15 protein-coding genes are annotated in these 17,695 nt (G+C 64.9%); 3 read left to right on the top strand and 12 right to left on the bottom strand.

Annotation, left to right across the window (positions count from 1 at the left end):
* Positions 1 to 94: 94 nt before the first annotated feature.
* The 3 genes from MC375_RS08555 to MC375_RS08545 all read right to left on the bottom strand — a co-directional run bounded on the left by MC375_RS08555 (position 95) and on the right by MC375_RS08545 (position 4,560).
* On the bottom strand, positions 95 to 1,147 hold the full coding sequence (locus MC375_RS08555; protein WP_242102852.1) for an EpsG family protein: 1,053 nt from the start codon (positions 1,145 to 1,147) through the stop codon (positions 95 to 97).
* A gap of 2 nt (positions 1,148 to 1,149) precedes the next feature.
* The gene (locus tag MC375_RS17810) at positions 1,150 to 3,315 is read right to left on the bottom strand and encodes a polysaccharide pyruvyl transferase family protein (RefSeq protein WP_242102851.1); all 2,166 of its coding nucleotides are present in this window, start codon (positions 3,313 to 3,315) and stop codon (positions 1,150 to 1,152) included.
* Positions 3,316 to 3,459: 144 nt separating this feature from the next.
* Positions 3,460 to 4,560: a glycosyltransferase family 2 protein gene (locus MC375_RS08545; protein WP_242102850.1), complete on the bottom strand. Its 1,101-nt coding sequence runs from the start codon at positions 4,558 to 4,560 to the stop codon at positions 3,460 to 3,462.
* A gap of 223 nt (positions 4,561 to 4,783) precedes the next feature.
* Between MC375_RS08545 and MC375_RS08540 the strand changes: the two genes are divergently transcribed.
* From MC375_RS08540 to MC375_RS08530, 3 genes are all read left to right on the top strand, one after another.
* Positions 4,784 to 6,040, top strand: a complete 1,257-nt coding sequence (locus MC375_RS08540; protein ID WP_242102849.1) for a methyltransferase domain-containing protein — start codon at positions 4,784 to 4,786, stop codon at positions 6,038 to 6,040.
* Positions 6,041 to 6,355: 315 nt separating this feature from the next.
* On the top strand, positions 6,356 to 7,762 hold the full coding sequence (locus tag MC375_RS08535; protein ID WP_242102848.1) for an oligosaccharide flippase family protein: 1,407 nt from the start codon (positions 6,356 to 6,358) through the stop codon (positions 7,760 to 7,762).
* A 57-nt stretch (positions 7,763 to 7,819) separates the two neighbouring features.
* The gene (locus MC375_RS08530) at positions 7,820 to 8,647 is read left to right on the top strand and encodes a hypothetical protein (protein WP_242102847.1); all 828 of its coding nucleotides are present in this window, start codon (positions 7,820 to 7,822) and stop codon (positions 8,645 to 8,647) included.
* Between the two features lie 231 nt (positions 8,648 to 8,878).
* Here the strand turns inward: MC375_RS08530 and MC375_RS08525 are convergent, their stop codons facing one another.
* From MC375_RS08525 to tolR, 9 genes are all read right to left on the bottom strand, one after another.
* A complete protein-coding gene (locus tag MC375_RS08525; RefSeq protein ID WP_242102846.1) occupies positions 8,879 to 10,039 on the bottom strand; it encodes a glycosyltransferase family 4 protein in 1,161 nt (386 codons plus the stop codon).
* A gap of 251 nt (positions 10,040 to 10,290) precedes the next feature.
* The gene (locus MC375_RS08520) at positions 10,291 to 11,499 is read right to left on the bottom strand and encodes a right-handed parallel beta-helix repeat-containing protein (protein WP_242102845.1); all 1,209 of its coding nucleotides are present in this window, start codon (positions 11,497 to 11,499) and stop codon (positions 10,291 to 10,293) included.
* A gap of 340 nt (positions 11,500 to 11,839) precedes the next feature.
* Complete coding sequence (gene queC, locus MC375_RS08515) at positions 11,840 to 12,532, bottom strand: 7-cyano-7-deazaguanine synthase QueC (protein ID WP_242102844.1); 693 nt, start codon at positions 12,530 to 12,532, stop codon at positions 11,840 to 11,842.
* On the bottom strand, positions 12,529 to 13,215 hold the full coding sequence (queE, locus tag MC375_RS08510) for a 7-carboxy-7-deazaguanine synthase QueE (RefSeq protein ID WP_242102843.1): 687 nt from the start codon (positions 13,213 to 13,215) through the stop codon (positions 12,529 to 12,531). Before queE ends, queC begins: the two co-directional genes overlap by 4 nt.
* A gap of 76 nt (positions 13,216 to 13,291) precedes the next feature.
* Positions 13,292 to 14,107, bottom strand: coding sequence for a tol-pal system protein YbgF (gene ybgF, locus MC375_RS08505; protein ID WP_242102842.1), 816 nt, complete (start codon positions 14,105 to 14,107; stop codon positions 13,292 to 13,294).
* A gap of 139 nt (positions 14,108 to 14,246) precedes the next feature.
* The gene (gene pal, locus MC375_RS08500; RefSeq protein WP_242102841.1) at positions 14,247 to 14,762 is read right to left on the bottom strand and encodes a peptidoglycan-associated lipoprotein Pal; all 516 of its coding nucleotides are present in this window, start codon (positions 14,760 to 14,762) and stop codon (positions 14,247 to 14,249) included.
* Positions 14,763 to 14,840: 78 nt separating this feature from the next.
* Entirely contained in the window at positions 14,841 to 16,148 is a 1,308-nt protein-coding gene (tolB, locus tag MC375_RS08495) for a Tol-Pal system beta propeller repeat protein TolB (RefSeq protein WP_242102840.1), read from the bottom strand.
* A gap of 140 nt (positions 16,149 to 16,288) precedes the next feature.
* A complete protein-coding gene (locus MC375_RS08490) occupies positions 16,289 to 17,176 on the bottom strand; it encodes a TonB C-terminal domain-containing protein (RefSeq protein WP_242102993.1) in 888 nt (295 codons plus the stop codon).
* 71 nt (positions 17,177 to 17,247) lie between these two features.
* Positions 17,248 to 17,694 carry a protein TolR gene (gene tolR, locus MC375_RS08485; RefSeq protein ID WP_242102839.1) on the bottom strand — a complete coding sequence of 149 codons (447 nt, stop codon included), beginning with the start codon at positions 17,692 to 17,694 and terminating at the stop codon, positions 17,248 to 17,250.
* Between the last annotated feature and the right edge of the window lies 1 nt (position 17,695).

Below are 17,695 nucleotides of genomic sequence, written 5' to 3'. Positions count from 1 at the left end.
AAAAATGGAGGGCTCGCAGCGCGTGCAGGCCGAGTGTTGGCGGAGTCCGCGCCTCTGCTGCCGATCACGCCCCGACTCGCCGAAACATGGCGGCTCAGATCACGATCACGTTGGTCACGTAGTAGTAAAAGACGGGACAAGCGGCGATGAGTCCCATCCGGATCAGCAGCGGATTGCGCAGCAGCGCGATCCGGCTGTGGCACAGGATCGCCGCGATCATCAGCGATACTGCAAGCCACGCCGGCAGCAGATAGCGGTTGGAGTAGTAACCCCAACCGATCGCGAAGAACGGCAGCAACATCACCAGATAGACCGCGGTGCTCTCCTTGATCCGTTCCCGGTAGGGGGACCGCACCAGCGGCGCCAGCAGCAGCGGCAGCGCATACCAGAAGATGGAGAATACGGCGAAGTCGATGCGCACGCCCGCCCGGTATTCCGGATTGACCGTGTAGGTCATCACCAGGTTGTAGAGCGGCGGAATCAATGTGCGCACCAGGATCAACGTCAGCCCCGTGCAGTACATCAGGAATGCCAGCGCAGCCGCGTAATGCAACACGCCCGACCGCACCAGCAGCAAGGGCGCGAATGCCAGGTACAGCAGCGACGACAGATGCAGACTGCTGGCCAGGGCGCCGTACAGCACGAACAGCCACCATTTGCGCTGCTGGAACGAAAGCAGCGCGGCGAACACCAGCAACGAGGCCAGCCCCTGCCGCACGGCGTTGATCGACCCGTTGACGAACATCGGCGACAGATACAGCAGCATCAGCGATGCGCTGAGGAAGGTGAGGTACCCGTGCGTGGCCCCCAGGTAGCGCGAATACCTGCGCGCCGCCACCGCGGCAATCAGCAGCAGCAGCGCGAACAGCGCGGTCTGGTATCCGGTGACACCAAGGCCGAGCCGGTTCAGGACATAGCTGATGAAGACGAAACCGGGCTCCAGCCGGGTAATGAAAGGACGGTTCAGGCTTTCGAAAAAGCCGGCATAGACGCTGGTGTCGGTGCCGATATCCAGGCCGCGCGTGCCTACCACCCAGCAGCCGAAACCCGCCGCTGCGATCAGCAGGATCAGGCTCAGGACCAGCCCCGCATGCGTCGCCGGGGTGTTGTGGCGCTCAGGCAGGGCGGTGGCCGGGGCGGTGGCCATGGCTACGCGACCTGGCGCAGACGTGCCCGATCGGCCTGACGACGCACCCGCATCAGCAGGTTCCGGCGCGTCCTGCGCACCACGCTCATCAGCCGGGCGAACGCATGCTCTGGCGGACTCAGCAGACCCTGGCGCACCAGCTCCAGGCGCACCTTGCGGCCGGCCGCGTGCATCGCGGCGAGATCCTCGGTGAGGCCGCCAGCCCCGTAGTTCGGCTTGTGCCAGGAAGCCAGCACCTGGTTGATCTTCGCGCAGCGGTAACCGGAGAACGCGATCTGCGCCCACAGCAGAAAGTCTTCCACGCGCCGGAAGTTCTCGTCGAAGCGGAACGGCAGGTCGCGGCGCAGCACCACCGAGGCGGTCGGGAATGGATTGTTCAGCAGCAACCTGCGTCGGCCTACGATCCCGACCCGCACCGGCGCACGTACCCCGGGCACCGCCGAGTCCCGATCGCGTACCGTCATCCGATGCGCGATCAGCGCGATGGCGGGATCGGCACGCAGCGCCGTCACCTGCAGTTCCAGCTTGCGCGGATGCCAGGTGTCGTCGGCATCGAGGAACGCGATGTAGGGCTGGCCTGCACGCTCCCATCCCGCATTGCGCGCGCGCGACGGACCACCGTTTTCGGCCAGCGCGATCACCTTGACCCAGCCGGGTTCGTATCCCGACGCGACCTGGTGCAGCGCTTCCAACGTATCGTCGCCGCTGCAGTCGTCCACCAGCAACACCTCGGCGGGCCGCAGGGTTTGCGCCGCCACCGAAGCGATCGCGTCGGCAATCGTGCTTCGGCAGCGGAAGCAGGGAATGACCACGCTCACCGGCGCCCGCGCGGCATCGGCCGCATCCTGACCGTCAACGACCACCCTCGCCTCGCCCACCGCCGCCGCCTGCTCGATCATCGTCCCGTTCGATGAGCGGACGGGCACCGATCCGGCATCATTGCCAATGTCCCGGGCAAGCACGTCCGAAATCCGCGCCGCCGCCTGTCTGCCCTGATGCTGAAGCTGTGGGATTCGCGCAGCCAGGGTCGCCTTGAGCGCCTGCTCCTCCCGAAGCAGCCATTCCAGTCGCCCACGCAACGACTGCAAGGACAGATCCGGAGTCTGCAGCACCGCTTCCTCGTTGCCGAAGAGGTCCCGGTTGATGCCACGGGCCTTCACGCTGTAGGCGATCGACACCGTCGGCACCCCGCTGGAGAGCGCCGCGATGGTCGCGTGCGTGCGTGCGCCCATGAAGAATCGCAGATGGCTGATCACATACTTGATCTGCTCCGCGTTCAACTGGTGCGGCATCATGGTCACCGACGTACCGAGATCGCGCAGCTGCTCCTGCAGCCCCGCCATGTAGGTCGCGTCACCTCCCGCATGCTGTCCTTTGAGCGGGTTGACATGGGGAACCAGCAGCACGCCCAGGCCATGTTCGCGCACCGCATGGCGAATGAACTCCGCGACCTCCGTGCGAATATCCTGTTCCTGCCGCTTGTAACGTTCGATCAGCGCGCTGACGTTCACGCCCAGGATTCCGTTCTCCCCGGTTGTCCAGAATCCGGCCAGGTCGATCGCCTCCTTGCCGAGCGTGAATGCAGGATCCGCCATCTGCACCACGTTGCCCAGGCCGAGCGTCTGCGTGAGATAGGCGTAGCTGACCGACTCCCTGACCGCGATGAACTCCATGCGCGAGAGATGCCTGGCGACGGCGCCCACGAAATGCGGTTCCTTCTCGAACGGCCCCACCGACGCGCCCCACAGGATTACCGGTTTGCCCAGGTCCATCGCGAACTTGTCCAGACCGATGACCGGCGAGGGAATCCGGTAATCGAGCGAGTAATTGTCCCCGCCTATCGCCAGTACCGCGTCCACGCTGGCGATCTGCTCCTCCAGCCAGCCCGGCATCGGAAAAGGCCAGCCCATGCGCTTCAGAAACGGCAGCGGCAGGCGCTGGAGATTGACCCAGTAGTGCGCGTAGCGCGGCAGATACGCCCTGACGAACGTGACCCCCGCCTCCGCCGCCTCCGGCCACTGCGCGCGATCGCGCTCGATATGACGCGAGGGCACCAGCACCCTGACGTCTCCGAACTGCGCCCGGAGCAACCCAACCGTACTGCGAACGATCGCCTCGCATCCGCGGTTACCGAAAGTACGCTGTCCCGATAGATAGAAACTTTTCACGATTGGGCCCGATCATGTCGCATGCGCGTTGGAGTCAACCAGTGCGCCGGCTGCGGCCGACGCAAGCATGGATGCTGCCGACAGCATCTGTGAATGGAATGCATGGATCCCGCCGGATGCTGCCTGGTGGACAGACGCCGTCGGTCACCTTGCGGAGATGGATTCAGCCCGGCCCGGCCGATAGGGCCCTTGCCGTTGCAAACGCAGCACCAGGTCGCGGCGCGCCCAGCGCAGCACGCTGACCACGCGGGTGAACTCGAATTCCGGCCGACTGAGCAGGCCCTGCCGCAGCAGTTTGCGGCGCGCCTCGTGGTTGGTGCGGCGCATCGCGGCGAAATCGTCGCTCAGACCGGTGGCGTCGTCGGCGCGTCTGTTCCAGATCGCCAGCACCTGATTGAGGCGCGCGCAGCGATAGCCGGAAAGCACGATCTGCGCCCACAGCAGGAAGTCCTCGGAACGCCGGAAGCTCTCGTCGAAGCGCAGCGGCAAATCACGGCGCAGCACCACCGAGGCGGTCGGAAATGGGTTGTGGAGCAGCAGCCTGCGTCGGCTCACGATCTCCGTAAGGACGGGAGTCCGCAATCCGGGCAGCTCGGTGCCGCGCATGCGCACGACCATCGGATGCGCGATCAGCGCGATGGTCGGGTCCGCCTCCAGAACCGCCATTTGCAGCTCCAACTTGCGAGGCGCCCAGGTGTCGTCGGCGTCGAGAAAGGCAATGTAGGGTTGCTGCGCCTGCCGCCAGCCCGTATTGCGCGCGCGCGACGGGCCCCCATTCGCTGGCATTGCGATCACCCTGATCCAACCAGGCTGGTAGGCGGCGGCGATTCGATGCAGTGTTTCGAGCGTCTCGTCACCGCTGCAGTCGTCGACCAGCAGGACTTCGGCGGGCCTCACCGTCTGGTCGACGATCGAAGCGATCGCATCACCGATGGTCGCCGCGCAGCGGTAGCAGGGCACGACCACGCTTACCGGCGCGGGCCGGACATCGGCACCACTTCGGCCAGGATCATCCGAACCTGCTTCAGCTATGGCCTTCATCTCATATCGTTCATGCCGATTCGGGTCCCGCAGCGACGCGCAGGAAGTTATTAAGCTTCGCATGCGAAACCTGAATCGGTTGTTGACGCTCGACTGAAGAAGCAGCGCGAACGGCGGGCGTCGAAGATCCGCCGTTGCCTTACGGAATTTGAACGTTACGGACCGAGCCTGAAGCTCCATCCAGGACGTGGTGGTGTACGCCACGGAGATTTCGCCCGTTGCCGCCTTAGCACGATTCGACGCTCCCGTGCAGCGAACCCTTCACGATACGTTGCGCGGCGACATCGACAATTCGAAACCGCAAACGGCCGCACCGGAACAGCGCGCCACCACCGACGTCCCAGCGCAGGCAACGAGAGCCGTTGCGGCGCGAGCACCTTCGCTGAGAACACGCCCTTGGCAGCCATGACATTGTGCGAGTGGCAGGATGACTGACGCCCAATCCGCGCCTTGGCGGTCCGAGGCGGCCTGGGAACTCGTGCTGTCCTCATTCTCGATAGACCCATCAGGGAGCTTTCACAAGAGCGTTTACGATCCGACGATCAGGACCTACCTCCAGGGAGATTCCGCGCACAAGATCACGCTAAAGACGGATCTCCCCGATCTTTACCCCAAACTTTCCCCGGGTGCATTCGAAGCCGCCCTGCTCGGGCACTGCAATGGCATTCCCGGCGTGCCCACGGTGCACGACTTTCGTGAAAACACGAACGCTTGCGTACTGTCGATGGACCGGCTCGAAGGCACCGCGTTGCAGGATGTCCTGGGCGACCTGACGATCGCTCAGGCGTGGCGAATCATCGTGCGCCTGCTGCACACCAGCATCGGAATCTCGTGGCGTGGAGTCGCACACAACGATATCGTTCCCAGAAACATCGTGGTGGGTCGCGCCAACCGGCCTTATCTGGTCGATTTCGATCAAGCCCACCTCACCAGCCGTACCGACGCACTGCTCCGGAACGTCCTTGGCATAGGAACGAGTGATCCATTGATCTACGGGAGCTGGCTGTTGGTCGCCGCTCGCCTTGCATTCCAGTTCCTGCCCCGCCGCAGGGCCGCCAGCATGCCGACCCTTCGATCCGATGCTCCCCTGATGCAGAGGAAGCTGTGCAGCGCCTGGAAGATCGCGCAGCGCGCAGCCATGAAAGCACGAGGCGAACCTGTCGCCGATTACTCCCTTATCGTCGGAGACATGAAGCTCCCCGGGAAGCAGCCATGGGAGCAGCGCTGGGACTTGCTGCGCAATGCAGCGGATTTCAGTGGCTTGCGCGCGCTCGACCTGGGCTGCCATATGGGCCTGCTGTGCATCTGGCTACTGAAGGAAGGACAGGCGCTCTCGGCCGTGGGCATCGATTCCAACCCATTGATTCTTGCCTCCGCCAAGCAAATCGCCGAAGCGTTCTCGGTAGGCGCCTCCTTCGAGAAGGTGGACCTGGATGCGGCGTATCCGTGGGAAGAGCGCTTCGAGCCAGCGGACTTTGACGTGATCTTTGCGCTTGGCGTGCTCGACATGGTCCGGGACAAGCAACGTCTTATGGACTTCCTGGCAAGGTTCCGCCTCGTCGTGTTCGAAGGTCATGATCAGAACGCAGTCGAGATCGAACGCTTCTCCCGTGCCGGCTTCCCGAACCACAGCGTGCTCGGAACCTCGCACGAAGGACGCTCTGTCATCGTGTTTTCCAAATGAAGGCCGCCAATGCGCAGGCTTCACGCCGATTCCGAGCCGCATCGCCATGAAACGCGCGGGCTTTCGCGATGCGCCCCTGAACGTCGACCATACAGAAACCAAGAAGGCCGCCACAAAGAAGATGTTTCCCCGTCCACGTCATAGCTTTGTATCAGGTCACCTATGTATGCTGCTGGCCCGTTATGCAACGCCGAAACGATCATCTCCCGGACCCGGGCAGTCGTCGCGAACTTCCAGACTGCGCGCGGACAAGATTGAAGATGACAAGCGCGAACGTCAGAGGTTTCATGCGAAACCGGATCCCATGAGCGCCGCATGAGCCACGAACTCAAGCAGAACATGATCTCCGGCGGGATGTGGGCAGCGGGCGGCAGGCTCGTCGCCATCGTTGCCGCCTTCGTGCTGAACCTGGTGCTGGCACGGAGCCTGACGCCTGGCGATTACGGCGTCTATTTCGTCGTCATGAGCACCATGATCATCCTTGCCACGGTCGCCACACTCGGCATGGACCGGATCGTGGTCCGGTTTGTGGCTGCGTACAAAGGCGTGGGTGATTGGACTGGCGTGCGCGCGGTGGTCAAGCGCTGCCTGGTGACCGTGATCGCGGCAACCGCCCTCCTGTGCCTGATCTTCTACTTTCTGACCCCATGGTTCTTCACCTACGTGGTGAAGATGCCTGCGGCGATCGGACTCAGTGGTCTGATGGTCCTGTTGCTGTTCGTCTCGACCGTGCAGCGCCAGCTGGCCGAAACCTTTCGCGGACTGAACGATATCCGCGGAGCGACCCTGTTCGGTGGCTTTCGCAACAACGGCATCCTGATCAGCCTGATCACCTGCGGCACCCTGCTGATCCTGTGGGCGTCGGGTGCGATGACGCTGGCCGCAGCCTTTGCAACGACAGTGTGCTCCTCGTTGCTGGTGGTGATTGTGGCGGCATGGACGTTGCAGCGGCGCCTGCGCACGGCCGTCCAACCGCTGCCGGCCGCCCCCTCCTCCGGAAACTGGACAACGGGCAGGGTGCTGCATGAAGGTTGGCCGCTCTGGCTGGCGAGCCTGCTCGGCGTGCTGCGCTTGCAGGTCAACGGCTGGTTCGCGGCCGGCTTCGACAGCTCCGAGAACGTCGCGCTGTTCGCCATCGCGGATCGCTTCGTCCTACTGATGACGGCGCCACTGACCATCGTCAACATGCTTCTGCCCCCGGTCGTGGCCGAACTGTACGCACGCGGGGAAAACAAGCGCATGGAGCGCATCGTCCAGGCCGTCGGCGGCCTGGCCAGCCTGCCGTGTATCGTCATACTCCTGTTGATCGTGCTGATCGGGCGCCCGGTGCTCGGCACGCTCTTCGGCGCCCACTACGAAGCCGCGTATCCAATCCTGGTGATCCTGTCCGTCGGCCAGATCGCGAATATCGTGACCGGATCCTGGCAGGTGGTGCTGCCGATGACCGGGCTGCGTCGCCAGACGCTGCACGTCACCATGTGGGCGGGAGCCGTGCAGATTTTGGCCTGCACCATCGGCGGCTACGTCGCCGGCGTCGTCGGCGTGGCCCTGGGCTCCTGCGTCGGCTCGCTTACTGGCAACGTGCTCGGCCTGGCCGCAGCCCGCAGGCATCTTGGCATCTGGACCTTTATCTCCCTGCGTCGCGCCGTGCTGACGGATGCGGTGACGTTGCTGTCGAAGCGCATCGCAGGATTCATGCCCATGCGCGCTCGCGACGCCTGAGTCGACCGCCATGCGCTTACGACCCACAGACCAAAGCTGAAAAAAGACGGAGTTGCTATGTTCGTTTCCGACAAGATCGTCTTCATGGAACTGCAGAAAACCGGATGCACGCACATCCGCAATCTGCTCAAGGAAATCGTGGGCGGGAAATTCGTCGAAAGACATATCCAGGCCGATCCGAGCCTGTTCACGAACGGAAGATCCTTCCTCGGATCAGTCCGGGATCCGTGGAACTGGCACGTTTCGCTCTGGGCCTACGGCTGCGATGGCAGGGGCGATTTCTACAGCAACGTGACCACGAAGGGCGTCCGCATCCGGGACCGCGGCTGGAAACTGCATCCTTACTCGACATTGATCGAATACCTGGAATGCCGTCCCAACAGGCATTCCGAAGAATGGAAGCGCACGTTCCGCGACGTCAACGACGCCGGAGCGTTCAGGCATTGGCTGCACATGCTGCACGACGAAACATACTGGCCCGACGTCGGCGAGGGCTACTGGCGCAGTGGATTGAGCCGCTTCGCAGGATTGCTGACGTACCGCTACATGAAGATTTTTTCCAGCAAGAAAGGCGAACTCGGCAGACTGCGCGCCGTTTCGACCCCCGAGCAGTTGATGGAGTACGAAAAAAACAATTGTTTCATCGACTACTTCATCAGGAATGAGAATCTGGAGTCCGACCTGCTCGGGGCCCTGGAGTTCACCAAGTTCGAGGTCCCGCCGGCGGTCGCTGCCGGGATGAAGTCCCGACCCAAAACCAATACCTCTTCGAAGAAGCACGGCCCCCGCTACTACTACGATGCTGAAACCGAAAAGCTGGTGGGCGACCGGGACAGGCTCATCGTCGAGAAATTTGGCTATCTGCCGCCGAGCTTGCGGAACTAGAACCCTCTCGCAACGTCGATAACGCGATCGCTGTTCCACGGCGCGCTGCGCAGGCGGGATGGCGGCAGAGCGTCCACGCAGGAGTGTTCGTTCTGCCGCCACCGAACGAGCGGAAGGCGGGTGCTGCATGGATGACGATTCTCGCGCCGGGCTGCGTTCGTTCCGCGCCTGCACAGGTTCACGGTCTCGCAGGCGTCCTTCCCGCGACGCACAGCGCACTCCCGGCGGGCGTCACTGCGCCAGCGCGCGCCCGCTGGAGGACGCGCCCAGCAACTCGGCATAGACCTGGATGGTCTTCCCGATGACCAGGCGCTCATCGAAGTGCGCCAGCGCCTTCTGTCGCGCATTGTCGCCGAGCCTGCGTAGCAGCTCGCGATCATCGTCCAGTTGCGTCAGCAATCCCGCCAACGACGCTGCGTCGCGGGGCTCGGCGTGCAGCCCGTCGACACCGTGTCGGGTAACGACTTCACGGCAGCCCGGAAGATCGGTGGTGACGAGCGCGAGGCCACAGGCGGCGGCCTCGATCAGGCTCCGTGGAACGCCTTCGCGGTAATAGCTGGGCAATGCCATCACGTCGACGGTCGGCAGCAGCGCCGGCATATCCTCGACGTGACCCAGCCAGCGGATCAGGCCCCGCTCCTGCCATCGTTCCACGTCCTCGCGTCCGACCGAGTGCGGGTTGCCCGGATCCGGCATGCCGGCGAGCAGGAATTCGATCTGTCGCCCCTGCGCCTTGAGCAGGGCTGCCGCGTCGACAAACTCGCGGATGCCTTTCTCCCATACGAGCCGCGCGGCGAGCAGTACGCGCAGTGGGCGGCGATCGGCTGCATTCGCAGCCGGGCGGAACCGGCGGGTATCCACGCCGGAGCTGCGGATCACGCGGATCATCTGCGACGGAACCAGCCGCGACGACATGAATGCTTCGGCATCGTCGGGGTTCTGCAGGATTAGCCGCGTGTGCCCACTGCCGAGCGTTCCGCGCATCAACGTTCTCACGATCGGACGCAGCGCCCGCGCCTTGAACCGGTCGCTGGTGAACACGTAACCCATGCCCGCAACCGCGTTGACCACGGCCGGCACGCCGGCGACCCTGGCGGCGAGCGCGCCATAGATGGCGCACTTGACCGTGAAGTTGTGCAGCAGGTCCGGACGTTCGGCCCTGAGCACGCGCACAAGTGCGCCGAGCGTGAATGCCTCGCGGACGGGATTCAGGCTGGCGCGATCCATCGGCAGCGTGATCCAGCGGATGCCATGTGCGGCGAAGCGCGCTCCAAATTCGCCCGGGGGCGACAGCATCACCACATCGTCGCCGCGCGATTTGAGCTGCAGCGCGGTCGACAGCCTGAAGTTGTACAGATACCAGTCGGTATTCGCGAAAAACACGAACTTCATCGAGCACTTTTCCTGCGGTGCCGGCGCTGTTTCGGCGCGCGCCATGTGGCGGAACCCGCAAACACTAGACACGACGAAGTGTTCGTGGCGCGAAAGCGGCGGACCACCATGAATCCTGATATCGGGCCCGCGTCAGCTGCTATGGTGCGCCCGCACTCCGGTGGCAGCAACAAAAACCCCGCCTTTCGGCGGGGTTGTATACGAGCGATTCATCGTGGGTGAACCACCCCCGATCGCGGGGGTGACGTTGTTCACTTGTCGTAATAGTAGTTGGTATTGATCCTGATGTTGGTGCTATTGGCCACTTCGGTATGCCTGGGCAGGACGTTCCCGGTGCGCGCCACCGCTGGCGAAAGCTTGGGCATGTCGTAGGTACGGTAGCGCCGGGCATTGTTGTAGAGGTAGTTCTGCCCGACCGCATAATCGGAGCTGCTGGCGCGGATCCCGACGCCGATCAGGTCATTGTTACGGATCTCGTTGTAACCGATGTAACCGGTCACGGCGCCGATCGTCAGTACGCCATAGCCCTGGTTGAACTCGATCACGTTGCGCTTGATCGTCGTGCCGTTGGTTCGCCGATAGACCTGGATCCCGTTGCCCTGGTTGTAGCGGATGAGGCAATTCTCGATATGCGTATTCGCTGCACCGGGATTCTCGTAATCCGATTCGATGTCGATACCGCAGCCGGGGGTGATACCCGATGTATAGCTGAACTCGGAGTCGTACACCTTGACGCCGCGCGCCTGACCGATGGACATGCCCTGGCGCCGATTCTGGACGCAGGCCACGTTGGAAACGACGATGTCGACGCTGATGACCTTGGGTACGTCCGTCGTGGCGGCGATGGAAATGCCGTCGCCCCAGCACTTGCGGATGAGCATGTCGCGAATCGTGACCCGCGATGCCCCGCGCACCATGATGCCGTGGCCCCACTGACCGGTGGTGGCGAGATGCCGGTCGCGGTCGCCTTCGATTTCGCCGCCCGAGATTTCCACGTCGCTGACCTTGTGCAGCATCAGTACATAGGCGCGGTCGGCGGCGTTGGCCTTGGCTTTCAGCACGGCGCCATCGGCAAGGCGCAGGTGCATGCTGCTGCGCAGGCGCACCATGACCGTCGGGTCGATCACGTAGGTGCCCGCAGGCACTGCCACCGTGCCGCCGCCGGACGGAAGCGCGTCGATGGCTCTCTGGAATGCGGCGGTATCGTCATGGACGGCGTCGCCGTACGCGCCGAAGGTGCGGACGCTGATCTCGGTGCTGCCGCGGGTCCGGCTCGGCGGGTTGAACAGCGCGGTCGTCGACAGCGAAGCCGGAAGCGGGGAACTCATGGTCGCCGCGAGCGCCGAGGTCGCCATTCCTCCGAACGTCGCGGGCAGGGCCAGCAGCAGCGATTTGCGGAGGAAGTCCCGGCGCGGCATCCGGGCGTCATGCTCGTCGCGCGCGACAATGTCTTTGTTCATCTCTATTTTGGTCTCGTGCCTGGTGGGAATGCGGGCCCGCAATCAAGACAAAACCGCCGGAATGCGGCAGTTCGCTTTGTGAGCAGAGCCCCAGGGCGTTCTTGTTATGGAACCGACGCCTTCACGCTACCTTTACATGGATAAACCAGGGTTCCAAATGCCTGTGCGCGGTTTTGCGGCCTCATGCACATTCATTTATATGAATTCACGCGCGTTATTCAGGCAACGCGAAATTTGCGCGCATGCACGCAAATTGGAACCAGCGCATGGCGACGCTGCTGAATGAATCGATGTCGGCCGCCCGTTCAGTTCAGGCGGCGCAGCGCCAACAGCACGTGGTTCAAACCGCGTAGCGAGTTGGATCAGGTACCCCGGCGGCGTCGAAACCCTCCGCGCGCAGCCGGCAGGCATCGCAGTGTCCGCAGGCGCGGCCGTCGGCGTCGGCGCGGTAACAGGACACGGTCTGCGCGAAGTCCACCCCCAGTTCGAGGCCGCGCGCGACGATATCGGCCTTGGACATGTGCAACAGCGGCGCGCGCACGCGGATGACCGCGCCTTCCACGCCGGCCTTGGTGGCGAGGTTGGCCAGGCGCTGGAATGCGTCGATGAACTCAGGTCGGCAATCGGGGTAGCCGGAATAGTCGACCGCGTTGACGCCGCAGAAGATGTCGGTCGCGCCGAGCACCTCGGCCCAGCCCAGGGCGATCGACAGCATGATGGTATTGCGCGCGGGCACGTAGGTAGCGGGAATGCCGGCGGCATCGGCGGGACGGTCCAGCGGCACATCGATGGCGTCGTCGGTCAGGGCCGAACCGCCGATGCTGCCGAGGTCGACATGCACGGTCTTGTGCGCCGCCGCGCCGAGCGCCCGCGCCACGCGCGCGGCGGCATCCAGCTCGGACGTGTGGCGCTGTCCGTAACGTACGCTCAGCGCGTGCGCGGCGAAGCCCTGTTCGCGCGCGATCGCCAGCACCACCGCCGAATCCATGCCGCCGGACACGAGCACCACCGCGGGTCGCGCCGCCGCCGTCATCGCCCCGGCTCCTCGCCCCACAGCTGCTTGTGCAGCTGCATCTGGAAGCGCACCGGCAACTTCTCAGCCACGATCCAGTCGGCCAGCTCGCGCGCGGACACCTGGGCATGGCTGGGGGAAAAAAGCACTTCGCAGCACCGGTCCAGCTGATGTTCGGCGACGGTGTCGCGCGCCCATTCGAAATCGGTGCGACTGCAGATGACGAACTTGACCTGATCGCGCGGCGTCAGCAGCGCCAGGTTTTCCCAGCGGTTGCGTGCGGCCTCTCCCGAGCCGGGCGTCTTGATGTCCACCACCCGGGAGACGCGCGGATCGACGTCACCGATGTCGATCGCGCCCGAGGTTTCCAGCGACACCGCGTAACCGGCATCGCACAGCCGCGACAGCAGCGCCAGGCAGCGCTTCTGAGACAACGGTTCGCCGCCGGTGACGCAGACATGACGCACACCATGGCCTTCGACCTCGGCGAGAATCGCCTCGATCCCGCGCCATTCACCACCATGGAAGGCATACGCGGTATCGCAATACTGGCAGCGCAGCGGGCATCCGGTCAGGCGCACGAACACGGTCGGCCAGCCGGCATCGCGCGCTTCGCCCTGCAGCGAAAGGAAGATCTCGGTGATGCGCAGGCGATCGGTCGAGGTCGCCTCGACCGCACCGGCCCGCGAGGCGACTGCGTTCATGGGTGAATTCTACGGGGAAGACCGGTCAGGTTCGCGGTGGCGCTCGCCCCGCCTGCCGGCCGTGTTGCTTACCCGATCAGCGTGCGCCGAGCTCGATCGAACGCAGGCGATCGTCCGCGGTGCGTGCGGCATCGCTGCCCGGATACTTCTGCGTGACCTGGGTCAGCGTCTCGCGCGCTGCATCCATCTGCTTCAGCCCGTACTGCGACAGCCCGACCTTCAGCAGTGCGCCCGGCGCCTTGTCGTGGGTGGGATAGCGCTCGTACAGGGCCTTGAACTGTTCCAGTGCCAGTTCGTAGTTCTGGGTGACGTAATAGCTTTCGCCGAGCCAATAACGCGCGTTGGGCGCGTAGGCGCCGTCGGGATGCTGCTGCAGGAACTGCTGGAACAGGCGCGCGGATTCGTCGTAACGGCCGGCCTTGAGCACGTCGAAGGCGGCTTCGTAGGACGCACGCTCGTCCGCGCCGACCGCCGCCACGACGGGCGTCGCTGCGCCGGAGGTTGAAGGCGCGGCGGCGACGGCTCCAGGCGTCGCGGATGGCGGCGCGGTGTCAGGCACAGCGGGCAAGCCGGCCCCGGGGGAAACCGGCGCTCCGGCGCCTTCCAGCCGGTTCAGCCGCCCATCCAGATCCAGGTACTGGGCACGCGCGGTGGACTGCGCCTGCTCGTTTGCCTGCTGCAGCTCCTCGATCTGCGAGCGCAGGCTCGAGACCTCGGCCTTGAGCTGGGTGACCTGGTTGAGCAGGTCCACGTTGCCCTGATTGTTCGCGGCGCGCTGTTCCAGCGCGACCACGCGATCGGCCAGGCTCGCGCGTTGTGCAGCCGCCGGGGCGCTTACCGCGAGCGCGGACGCGATCGCGGCGGCCAGGGCGAAGGCCCGGATAGGGTTCATGCCGGAACTCATGGGTGGCACTCCTGGGGTGATACGGATGGCTCAAAGAAGATCGGCGGCGCCGGCGGAAACCCGCCAGCCACCGCCGATATTCAGACCGCGGCAGGGCGCGGTCGTTCGCAGGCGCTGATCGCCGGCCTTACTTGGCCGTATAGACGATCTCGACGCGGCGGTTCTTGGCCCAGCAATCTTCACCGGACGTGGTGCAGGTCGGGCGCTCTTCGCCATAGCTGACCACGGTGATCTGGCCGGCCGAACCGCCATTGGCCTGCAGCGCGGAGGACACGGCGTTGCCGCGGCGCTCGCCCAGGCCCAGGTTGTACTCGCGGCTGCCGCGCTCGTCGGCGTTGCCTTCCAGGGTCATGCGCGAGGAAGGACGATCGCGCAGGTACTTGGCGTGGCAGGCCATCGCGGCCTGGAATTCCGGACGCAGCGCGTCCTGGTCAAGATCGAAGTACACCACGCGCTGGCGCAGGCAGGCATCGGTGTCCAGGTCCTCGGGGCCATAGGCGCCCGGAGTCGTGGGGCCGGTATCGGTCACGGTACCGGTGCCGGCGCCGGTGTCGGCGGGAGGCACTTCCTTGACCTTCTTGGAACACGCGACCGCTGCGGTACACAGCAGGGCGGCGATCAGCACGCGGGTAGTCTTGTTCATTGTGTCCTCGTCGATGGCACGTAAGCGTAGGGAACTGCGCTACGGGGGGTGAAACTTAACAGGAGGCCGTGACGACCGCTAGCGGGGGCTGCGAAACGGACCCCAGGACGGTTCGCGCACATCGCCATTGGCCAGGACCAGGCGCTGGCGCACGCGGGCGTCGGCCGAGACCGAGTACAGCACGCCCCGCCCGCCCTCGCGCGCGGCATACAGCAGCATCGCAGCGTTCGGCGCGAAGCTGGGCGATTCGTCCAGGGAGCCGGGCGAGAGCGTGCTCCAGCGCGGCGATCCAAGGCTGCGGTCGAGCATGGCGATCCGGTAGGTATTGCCGCTGCCCTGGGCGACGGCGATTTTCTTGCCGTCGAAGGACACTGTCGGGGTGGCGTTGTAACTGCCCTGGAAGGTGACCCGGGTCGCACCCCCGCCACCGGCCGAGACCTGGTAGATCTGCGGGCGTCCGCCGCGGTCGGAGGTGAAATAAATCGTGCCGCCGTCGGCGCTCCAGGTGGGCTCGGTGTCGATGCCCATCTGGTTGGTGACCTGGGTCAGGGCCTTGCTGCCCAGGTTCATCACGTAGATCTCCGGGTTGCCGCTGCGCGAGAGCGTGAGCGCAAGCCGGCTACCGTCGGGCGAGAAGCTCGGCGCGCCGTTGATGCCCCTGAAACTGGCCACCAGTTCGCGTGCACCGGTGGAAATGTCCTGGATGAAGATCGACGAATTGCCGCGTTCGAAACTGACGTAGGCCAGCTTGCGCCCATCCGGGCTCCATGAAGGCGAGAGCAGCGGCTCGTTCGAGCGCACCACGGTCTGCGGATTCCAGCCGTCCGCGTCGGCCACCATCAGGGCATAGCGCGATCCCTTGCCCACGCCGCTGGCAGTCACATAGGCGACCCGGGTCCAGAACGCACCGCGCACGCCGGTGATCTTTTCGTACACCGCGTCGGCGATCTGGTGGGCCACGTCGCGCATGGCGCTGCTGCGCGCGGTCAGGGCGAAACCGAGCAGGCGTTCCTGCTTGGCGACGTCGAACAGTTCGTACTCGGTGCGGAAACTTCCGCCGCCGCCGTCGACGATGCGTCCCACTAACAGGTAATCCTGATTGAGCGTGCGCCAGGTGGGGTAATTGACCTCGCTGCCGCGGGTCGGGCGCTCGACGATGTCCCGCTCGGGCAGGCTGCGGAACTGGCCGGAGCGGTCCAGGTCGGCACGGATCACCGCAGCGACGTCGGTTTCCCCGGCGCTGCCGGCGAAGGGCACGACCGCGATCGGGGTGGCCGAGGCGTTGCCGCCGATGATGTCGATCTCCAGCCCCTGTTCCTGGGCCACGGCCGCCAGAGGCAGCAGCAGGAACACGAACGCGGTCAGCCAGCGCAGGGGTCGGGTCATCGGCGATCCTCGAAACGGAACGGAATTGGTGGACGCGGGATTATCGGAACCAGGCCTGTTAAGCCCGGTGAAGTGTTAAAGCTTGGCCGTTAAGCCGGCCTGAAAGATGAACGAACCCCTTTGGCTGAGGCTGGGAGGGTTCAATTGGGCCGGAAGGTGAAATTGAGCCGCCGGTTGAACACCGATTCGAACCCGGCATAGGGCAGCGGCTGGGCCTTGAGGACCGCCGCCTCGACCGAACGCTTGCCGGCCTCATCGTAGGGACAGCTGGCATCGAATTGCACGCTCATGACCTCGCCGCCGGGCAGCTGCACGATGCGCATCTTGCACGGCAGGCCGGGCATGTTGTCCGGGCGGGTCCACTTGCTGGTGACCGCGGACTGGATGGCCGCCATGTACTGCCGCAGCAGGCCTTCGTCCACGCCGTTGTTGCCCGGTGGCGGGGTGGCGCTGGCTTCGGCGTCGGACTGTGCGGCCGCCTCCGAGGCGGCCATCGCCTGGCGATCGGCGATCTGCTTGAGCTTCTGTTCCGCCATCTGGGTCTGCCGCTGCAACTTCGCGCGCTCGGCGCGGATCTGCCTGAGCTTCTCTTCGCGCTCCTGCTGGCGGGCCAGGCGCTGCCGCTCCTCGGCCTCACGCTGGCGCTCGCGTTCGGTCAGGTCGATCTGCTCCTCGCGGCGCTTTTCTTCCTGCTCACGCTCCCGGGTTTCGGCGGAGATCGCGTCACGGCGCACTTCCTCCTGCTGCTCGGTATCCGGCTCGGGCACGCGTTCCTGGGCCTGGACCTGCCGCTCCACCAACGATTCGTCGGGCAGCGGCTCCGGGATCGGCTGCGGCGGCGGGACGCTGTCCTCCGCGACCGGCTCGGGTTCGGGTTCGGGCTGCGGCGCGACCGGCTCGGGCCGCTGAGCCAGCGCGCGCTTCATGCGCGCCGAAAGGGCGTCCGGATCGATCAGCTCGGCTTCGATCGGCGAGCCGGCCGCGGACTGCGGCGCCGTGGTGCGCGTCCACCACAGGCCCAGGAACATCAGCGCGAACAGCAGCACGTGCAGTGCGATCGCGTAGACGAAGGCCTGGGTGGTGTCGGCGCGGGTTTCCCTCACTGCGCGGGCGCCTCGTTCGGCTGGCTCATCAGGCCGACCTTCTGCACGCCGGCGTTCTGCAGCAACACCATCGCGCCGTATACGGTTTCGTAGTTGGCCTTGGCATCGCCGGCGACGAATACCGGCACGTCCTTGTTGTTGCGTACGAAGGCGCCGACCTTGGCAGCCAGCGCGTCGGCGGCCAGGGCCTCGTTCTTCGCACCCTGCAGGGTCAGGAAGAAGTTGCCGTCGGCATCCACGCTGACGATCACCGGATCCTTCTTCTCGGTGATCGACTTGGCGTTGGACTGCGGCAGTTCGATGTCCACGCCCAGGTTGAGCAACGGCGCGGTGACCATGAAGATGATCAGCAGCACCAGCATCACGTCGATGTACGGCACGACATTGATGTCGGCCTTGAGCCTGCGCTTGCGGATGCGACGACCGCTGGCGGTGTGTGCCATG

This window comes from Lysobacter sp. M2-1 (genome assembly GCF_022662495.1).
In the GTDB taxonomy this organism is placed as follows: Bacteria; Pseudomonadota; Gammaproteobacteria; order Xanthomonadales; family Xanthomonadaceae; genus JAKPBU01.
Note: the sequence above shows the minus strand (reverse complement) of the source record. Positions and strands in the feature narration are given on the sequence as shown.